The organism is Streptomyces sp. SID1328 (genome assembly GCF_009865595.1).
In the GTDB taxonomy this organism is placed as follows: domain Bacteria; phylum Actinomycetota; class Actinomycetes; order Streptomycetales; family Streptomycetaceae; genus Streptomyces; species Streptomyces griseoluteus.
In genome coordinates, this window is the sequence record NZ_WWKH01000731.1 from 1 (window position 1) to 7,575 (window position 7,575).

Genomic DNA, 7,575 nt, shown 5'->3' on the forward strand with positions numbered 1-7,575 from the left:
CGGCAGGGACGACGCGCACCGTCCCGGTCCCGGCCTCCCCGATCCCGACTCCGACCCGGTCGCGCAAACCGGCGCCCCCGGCACCGAAGCCCTCCGCGACCCCTTCCCCGACGCCCGCCACGAGCACCCCCACGACCTGCCGCGTCGCCTACCACCTCGACGACGAATGGAGCGACGGCTTCCAGGCCAGCCTCCACATCACCACCGACACCCCCCTCTCCGGCTGGCAGCTCACCTGGACCTTCCCCGACGGCCAGCACATCGGCCAGACCTGGGACGCGACGCCGCACCAGACCGGCGCCCAGGTCACGGCCGAGGCCAAGACCTACAACCGGTCGGTGGCCGCCCACGGGACGATCGCGTTCGGCTTCGTGGGGACACACAACGGGGGGAACGGGGCCCCCAGGGGGTTCAGGCTCAACGGGGAGCCCTGCGCGAACGGTTGACCGCTGCCGTTCGCCGGCCGAGGGAGAGGATGGCCGTCATGACGGACCGCCATGGCGAACTGCACGAACTGCTCCACCGCGCCGGCCTGGAGAGGGCCGGGCGCGGACAGGTCTCCGACGCGTGGCCCGCGCGGGCTGCCTGGCGTCCCGTGATCGCGGCGAGCACGGAGCCCACGCTCGCGGTGCGGGACGACCGTCCCGATCTGGTCGCCGAGCTGAACCGGCAGTGGCACCGGCTCGCCGTCGAGCACGGTGTGATCGACGGGGACGGGGAGTTTCTGATCAACGTCGCCAATCACGGCTGTACTTGCTGGACCAAGGTGCGGCTGGCGGAACAGTGGGATCTGGCCGGTCTCCTCGGCCCCGGGTCGGGTCAGCCGGAGTTCGTGACGATGTCCCCGGACGGGGAGAGTCTCCTGGGCGTCACCTGCGAGGAGTACGAGGTCTGGTTCGTCGCCGTAGCCCCGTTCACCGACTGGCTGGAGTCGTCGGCGCGGGAGCGGGCGGTGGAGCGGGAGGCCGGGTGGGACGTCGTCCTGCGGTGGAAGACCGCCTCGGGCCGGCTGCGCGGCGCATGGCGCGAGGGGCTGGCCGGAAATCCCGCCGCCTCTCCGGCCGTACTGCGCCGTCTCCTCGACGTCGGTCCCGAGGAGCGGCTCTCGTCCCGGCTCAAATACCGGGAACTGCCCGAGGACATGGTCGCGGCCTGGGTCGCGCATCCCGAGTGGCGGGTGCGCAAGGAATTGGCGGAGCGGCCGCTCAACGCCGAACAGAGCGCCGCGCTCTTCCGCGATCCCGATCCGCAACACCGGTGGTTGTTCCTCACCAGCGTGGTGGATCAGCACCCGCCGCTCACCGCCGCGACCTTCGCCCAGCTCGCCACCGACCCTGACCCGCGCGTGCGCGCCGAACTGGTCCGTCACCGCGACCTGCCGGTGCACCGCCTCGTCGCGCTCGCCGCCGACCCGGACACCAAGGTACGCAAGGAGGCCGTCTCGCGCGCCTGGACTCACCTGACTCCTCCGGCGCGGACGGCCCTGCTCGCGGACCCGGACGCCGGTGTGCGCGCCGAAGCCATGCTGCTGCACCACGGCTCCACTCCGCTTCCGGCGGCCGACTTCGCCGCACTTCCCGGTGACGCCGTGCGGGAACGCGCCGCGCGCACCTGCGTTCTCACCCGTGAGCTGGCCGAGGAACTGGTCCACGGCGCCGAGACCACCCTGCGCAGTGCCGCCGCCCAGAACCCCCACCTGGACGCCGACTTGGTGACCCTGCTCGGCCAGGACCCGGACCCCGGCGTCCGCTGGTCGGTGTCCGTCCGCCCTGACCTCACGGAGGCGGAACGCGCCCGCGTAGCGGTCGAGTTCGACCCCGACGCCCACTGCCACCCACTCCCGTGGGTCCTGGACCTGGAGCACGACGAGGAGGCCATGCGCCGCTGCGCCACCTCCGCGCACGTCATGCTCCGCCGCAGCGCCGCGTGCGCGAGGAACCTGCCGCCCGACGTGGCCGAGCTGTTGGCCCACGACGAGGACTGGGTCGTCCGGCTCTTCCTCGCCGAACACTGCGCCCAGGCCCCGGCCGCCCTGCTGCTGGAGATGGTGCGGAGCTGGAACGGCTACTCGGTCGCCCGGATGGTCGACCACCCGAACTTCCCCCGGCGGGGCACCCTCCGCTTCGCGGACGACCCCGACCCCCGCACCCGCAAGCTCGCCCTCCTCGATCCGGAGGCGCCCACCGAACTGGTGGAACGCTTCAGCCGGGACGCGGACTGGGGCATCCGCCACTCCGCGCTGGGAGACGAGCGGCTGTCCGTCGCCTCCGTGATCCGCCTGCTCGACGATCCGCACTGGTTCGTACGCGAGACCGCGGCTGCCGACCCCCGCCTCCCGACCCGCGTCGTGGCCACCCTCCTGAACGACTCCACCACCGCGAAGTCCGCCGCGGCCAACCCCACCATCCCGGAAACCGTCATGCACCACCTGCTGGACCGGTAACCGCAACGCACTGTCAGTGCCCGCCACTAGGTTCGGGGACGTGGCCAACTCCTGCACCGTGCTGTGGACCGAAGACGTGTGCCGTAGGAGGAGGTCATGACGGCCGAAGACGCTCCGCAACCCGCGCCGTGGCCCGACGCCGTCCACCGCCTCGCTCGAGCACCTCAAGGGACCATCGACCGATGACGACCACCCAACTACAACTCTTCGCCGACTACTTCCAGTTGCACGTGATGGACGAGGAAGCGGAGGACGACCTCGGCGAGGCGTGGACCAAGGAGGCGGTGTCCGATGCCCTCGCCGTATCCGAGCGGACACTCGGCATCGGTACCGAGTCCAATGGGGACGTCGCGGTCCTGGTCGAAGTGCTCGGCCATCCCCCGGGTGACGCCACCGACGCTTTCGAGCACGTGGTGGAAGCGAGCCTCCGGGTGCCCTCCGGCCGCATCGCGGTCCTGGGCTGCACCGACTACCTACCGGACGCCGCCCGCTTCGACGTCCCCGCAGGCTTCGTCCGGGTCCGCGCCTCCAGGGCGAACCCGGGGGACCTTTCCGAGGCGATCGAGCAGGTACACCTCCAGATCTGGCCGGCCCCCCACAGCGCCCCCGCCGTGCTCAAGCGGTGGTCGGGGACTGACCGCCGGGGCAGTGCCTCGGCGACTGCCACCCTCCGCGGCGAAATTCGATAGCGGCTCGGCGGAGGTGCCTCTAGAGTGAGAACCGCTTCGCGCGGCGGCTGTTCGCCGGCGATTCAGGCCGAGTGAGGAATGGGAGGTGTGACCGATGGCTGTCTCTGTGATGGGCCTTGCCCGCGACCAGAAGTTCATCCACTCCACCTCCGTGGCCACCGGCTGATCCGATCGCGCCGTAGGCGCTCGCCGGGGTCACCCTTGTGAAGGGTCTCCCCTTGCAACTCTCCTCCTCGCACGCTCTTTTCCCCCTCGGCTGGGACTCCCACCGGGAAGCCGAGTTCGCCCCCCATGCCCGTCAGGGTCTGCTTCCCGGGCGGGTCGTCCGGGTCGACCGTGGGCAGTGTGATGTCCTCACCGCGGACGGGGTCGTCCGTGCCGACACCGCGTTCGTGACGCCCAACGACCCGATGCGCGTGCTGTGCACGGGGGACTGGGCCGCCGTCGACCCCGAGGGCGGCAGTCCCCGGTACGTCCGGGCCTACCTCCCCCGCCGGACGGCGTTCGTGCGGTCCACCTCGTCCAAGCGGTCCGACGGGCAGATTCTGGCGGCCAACGTGGATCACGCCGTGGTCGCCGTGTCGCTCGCCGTGGAGCTGGACCTCGGGCGGGTGGAGCGGTTCCTCGCGCTGGCGTGGGAGTCCGGGGCGCAGCCGGTGGTCGTCCTGGCCAAGGCCGACCTCGTGCCGGACCCCGCGACGCTCGCGCATCTCGTACAGGACGTCGAGACCGCCGCGCCCGGTGTCCCCGTACTCACCGTCAGCGCGCTGCACGGAGACGGGCTGGACGTGCTCCGGGCGCTGATCGGCACCGGTACCGCCGTGCTGCTCGGGCAGTCCGGCGCGGGCAAGTCCACGCTGGCCAACGCGCTCGTCGGCGCGGACGTGATGGACGTCCAGGCCGCGCGGGACGTGGACGGCAAGGGCCGGCACACCACGACCACCCGCAACCTGCTCCCCCTGCCCGGCGGGGGCGTGCTCATCGACACCCCCGGACTGCGGGGGGTGGGCCTGTACGACGCGGAGAGCGGGGTCGGCCAGGTGTTCTCCGAGATCGAGGAGCTGGCGGCGCGCTGCCGGTTCCACGACTGCTCCCACGCCTCCGAGCCCGGCTGCGCGGTCGCCGCCGCCGTGGACTCCGGCGAGCTGCCCGTCCGGCGGCTGGAGAGCTACCGCAAGCTGGTCCGCGAGAACCAGTGGATCGTCGCCAAGACCGACGCCCGCCTGCGCGCCGAGATCCGCAGGGACTGGAAGCGCAAGGGTGCCGAGGGCCGCGCGGCGATGCGGGCCAAGCGGGGTCCCTGGACCTGACCCCTAGGGGGGCCGGGCTGCATGTCCGTTTTCCGCTGGCCCGGCCCCCCTCCCACGTCCGACACTGGACGCATGACGGACGATGACAGCAGGTACGAGGCGGTGCGCAGCCGCGACGGGCGGTTCGACGGCGTCTTCTTCTTCGCCGTCCGGACCACCGGCATCTACTGCCGCCCGAGCTGCCCGGCGGTGACCCCCAAGCGGTGCAACGTCCGGTTCTTCCGCACGGCCGCCGCCGCCCAGGGCGCGGGCTTCCGGGCCTGCCGCCGCTGCCGCCCGGACGCCGTACCGGGGTCGGCCGAGTGGAACGTCCGCGCGGACGTCGTCGGCCGGGCCATGCGGCTGATCGCGGACGGCGTCGTCGACCGCGAGGGCGTCACCGGTCTCGCCGCCCGCCTCGGCTACAGCGCCCGGCAGGTGCAGCGCCAGCTCACCGGCGAGGTCGGCGCGGGGCCCGTCGCCCTCGCCCGCGCCCAGCGCGCCCACACGGCGCGCACCCTGCTGCGCACCACCGAACTCCCGGTCACCGAGATCGCGTTCGCGTCCGGCTTCCGCAGCATCCGCCAGTTCAACGACACCATCCGCGAGGTCTACGCCCACACCCCCACCGAGGTACGCGACGCCGCCCCCCGCTCCCGCCGGAGCGCCGCCGGCACCGGCATCCCGCTGCGCCTCGCCCACCGGGGCCCCTACCAGGCCGGCGCCGTCTTCGACCTGCTCGCCCGCGAGGCCGTACCCGGCGTCGAGGAGGTGACCGGCACCCCTGGCGGCCGCGTCCACCGGCGTACCCTGCGGCTGCCGTACGGCACCGGCATCGCCGTCGTCCACGAGCGCGCCCACACCCCCGAGCCGCGCGGCGGCACCCGGCCCGGTGGCTGGCTCGACGCCCGGCTGCTGCTCACCGACCCCCGTGACCTCACCACCGCCGTGCACCGGCTGCGCCGGCTGTACGACCTGGACGCCGATCCCTACGCCGTCGACGCCCGCCTCGGCGCCGACTCCCGGCTCGCCCCGCTGGTCGCCGCCCGGCCCGGCCTGCGCTCACCCGGCGCCGTCGACCCGCTGGAGATCGCCGCCCGCGTCCTTACCGGGTCGCCCGATGAGGTCGCACGGCTCGTACTCCGGTACGGCAAGGCGCTGGATGCGCCCAGCGGCACCCTCACCCACCTCTTCCCCGAGCCCGCCGTCCTCGCCGAGGCGGAGGCCGGCACGCCGCTGGGCACGCTCGCCGCCGCCCTCGCCGACGGCCGTCTGCGTCTCGACCCCGGCGCCGACCGGGACGAGGCCCGGCGCACCCTGGATGTCCTGCCCGGCATCACCCCGGCCGCCGTCGCCGCCCTGCGGGCGCGCGTCCTCGGCGACCCGGACGTCACCCCACCCGGTACGGACCTGCCCGAAGCCTGGCGGCCCTGGCGGTCCTACGCCGTACAACACCTACGGGTCGCCGAGGAGCTGACCGACTGATGGCGATCATGGACAACCCCTACTGGACCGAACTGGCCTCCCCGGTCGGCCCCCTGCTGCTCACCGCCGACGCCGACGGCGCGCTGACCTCGGTCTCCGTGCCCGGCCAGAAGGGCGGCCGGACCGTCCAGGAGGGCTGGCGCCACGACCCCGGACCCTTCCGGGAAGCCACCGAGCAGCTCACCGCCTACTTCGCCGGAGACCTCAAGGAGTTCGACCTGCCGGTCCGGGTGCGGGGCACCGAGTTCCGCGAGCGGGTGTGGGCCGCCCTGGACGCCGTCCCCTATGGGTCCACCACCACGTACGGCGCGATCGCGGCCCGGGTCGGCGCCCCGCGCGCCGCGATCCGCGCGGTGGGCGGCGCGCTCGGCGCCAACCCCCTGCTGGTCGTCCGCGCCTGCCACCGGGTCATCGGGGCCGACGGCACGATGACCGGCTATGCGGGCGGGCTCGAGCGGAAGATGTGGCTGCTGCGTCTGGAGGGGGTGCTGGGCGACGCGTAAGCCCGTAGGGGACGCCCGCGCTGGGCCGTGCGAGTGGGCCCCCGGCGCCGGCGCCCCCTGTGGGCCCGCCGCGTGTGACACCGTCGCCTCCGGCGGCCCGGACACGCGGACGGGCCCGGTGCGAAAGGGCGGACATTGGGCTACGTCGTACGGTTCCTCGCGGCCTTGCTGCTGCTCGTCCTCACCCCGGCCCCGGCCCGGGCCGCCGGGGGACAGTCGTGGACCGGCACCTGGGAAGCCGCCCCCTCCGGCACCGCCCCCGCCCTGCCCGGCGCCGCGATCCGCAACATCGTCCACCTCAGCGTCGGCGGCCCCGAGCTGCGCGTACGGGTCACCAACCGGCTCGGCACCACCCCGCTGCACCTCGGCGCGGTCACCGTCGCCCTCCGGCAGGGCCAGGGCCCGGACGCCGTACCCGGCACCCTGCGCACCGCCACCTTCCAACGCGCGACCACCGCGACGGTCCCGCCCGGCCGGGACCTCCTCACCGACCCGGTCCGGCTCACCGTCCCGGCCGCCGCCGATCTCCTGGTCACCGTCTTCACCCCGGACGACTCCGGCCCCGCCACCCAGCACGGCACCGCCCTGCAGACGAGCTGGGTCGCGCTGGTCGGCTCCGGGCACGCGGCCGACGAGGACGGCTCCGCCTACCGCACCCCCATCAGCAACTGGTACTACCTCGCCGGTGTCGACGTACGCGGCACCGCCGGCGGCAGCGTCGTCGCCTTCGGCGACTCGCTCACCGACGGCCACGGCTCCACACACGACGCCAACCACCGCTGGCCCGACCTGCTCGCCGCGCGTCACCCCCGCCTCGGCGTCCTCAACGCGGGCATCGGCGGCAACCGCCTGCTGCGCGACGGCACCGGCCCCGGCGCCCTCGCCCGGCTCGACGCGGACGCGCTCGACCGTGCCGGGGTCCGCTTCCTGGTCGTCTTCGAGGGCGTCAACGACATCAACGGCAAGCCCACCGCCGACGACGTCAGCGCCTACGCCGACGCCTACCGCACCCTCGTCGCCCGCGCCCACGCCCGGCACCTGCGGGTCGTGGGCGTCACTCTCACCCCGTACGCCGGTTACCCGGCACACACGCCGGCCCGCGAGAAGGTACGGCTGGGGGTCAACGAGTTCATCCGCACCGGCGGGGCCTTCGACGCCGTCTGCGA

Annotated in this window: 7 protein-coding genes; all 7 read left to right on the forward strand. The window is 73.8% G+C overall.

Annotated elements, in window-relative coordinates; all coding sequences use genetic code 11:
- The coding region (locus GT030_RS23530; RefSeq protein ID WP_202460474.1) for a cellulose binding domain-containing protein at nucleotides 1-446 on the forward strand (446 nt) is incomplete at its 5' end.
- A gap of 38 nt (nucleotides 447-484) precedes the next feature.
- Complete coding sequence (locus GT030_RS23535) at nucleotides 485-2,443, forward strand: PE-PGRS family protein (RefSeq protein ID WP_161202800.1); 1,959 nt, start codon at nucleotides 485-487, stop codon at nucleotides 2,441-2,443.
- A gap of 182 nt (nucleotides 2,444-2,625) precedes the next feature.
- Nucleotides 2,626-3,132 carry a hypothetical protein gene (locus GT030_RS23540; RefSeq protein WP_161202801.1) on the forward strand — a complete coding sequence of 169 codons (507 nt, stop codon included), beginning with the start codon at nucleotides 2,626-2,628 and terminating at the stop codon, nucleotides 3,130-3,132.
- Nucleotides 3,133-3,350: 218 nt separating this feature from the next.
- Nucleotides 3,351-4,442 (forward strand): ribosome small subunit-dependent GTPase A, encoded by a 1,092-nt coding sequence (gene rsgA, locus GT030_RS23545; protein WP_161202802.1) that lies wholly within the window; start codon nucleotides 3,351-3,353, stop codon nucleotides 4,440-4,442.
- 72 nt (nucleotides 4,443-4,514) lie between these two features.
- Nucleotides 4,515-5,906: a DNA-3-methyladenine glycosylase 2 family protein gene (locus tag GT030_RS23550; protein ID WP_161202803.1), complete on the forward strand. Its 1,392-nt coding sequence runs from the start codon at nucleotides 4,515-4,517 to the stop codon at nucleotides 5,904-5,906.
- Nucleotides 5,907-5,914: 8 nt separating this feature from the next.
- On the forward strand, nucleotides 5,915-6,409 hold the full coding sequence (locus GT030_RS23555) for a methylated-DNA--[protein]-cysteine S-methyltransferase (protein ID WP_161202805.1): 495 nt from the start codon (nucleotides 5,915-5,917) through the stop codon (nucleotides 6,407-6,409).
- Nucleotides 6,410-6,574: 165 nt separating this feature from the next.
- Nucleotides 6,575-7,575, forward strand: a 1,001-nt coding sequence (locus GT030_RS23560; protein ID WP_237522766.1) for a GDSL-type esterase/lipase family protein, incomplete at its 3' end; no start/stop codon positions are given.

Coding starts and splice junctions, on each gene's coding strand:
- GT030_RS23540 (WP_161202801.1), top strand. CDS start 2,626: ATGACGACCACCCAACTACAACTCTTCGCCGACTACTTCCAGTTGCAC.
- GT030_RS23555 (WP_161202805.1), top strand. CDS start 5,915: ATGGACAACCCCTACTGGACCGAACTGGCCTCCCCGGTCGGCCCCCTG.
- GT030_RS23535 (WP_161202800.1), top strand. CDS start 485: ATGACGGACCGCCATGGCGAACTGCACGAACTGCTCCACCGCGCCGGC.
- GT030_RS23550 (WP_161202803.1), top strand. CDS start 4,515: ATGACGGACGATGACAGCAGGTACGAGGCGGTGCGCAGCCGCGACGGG.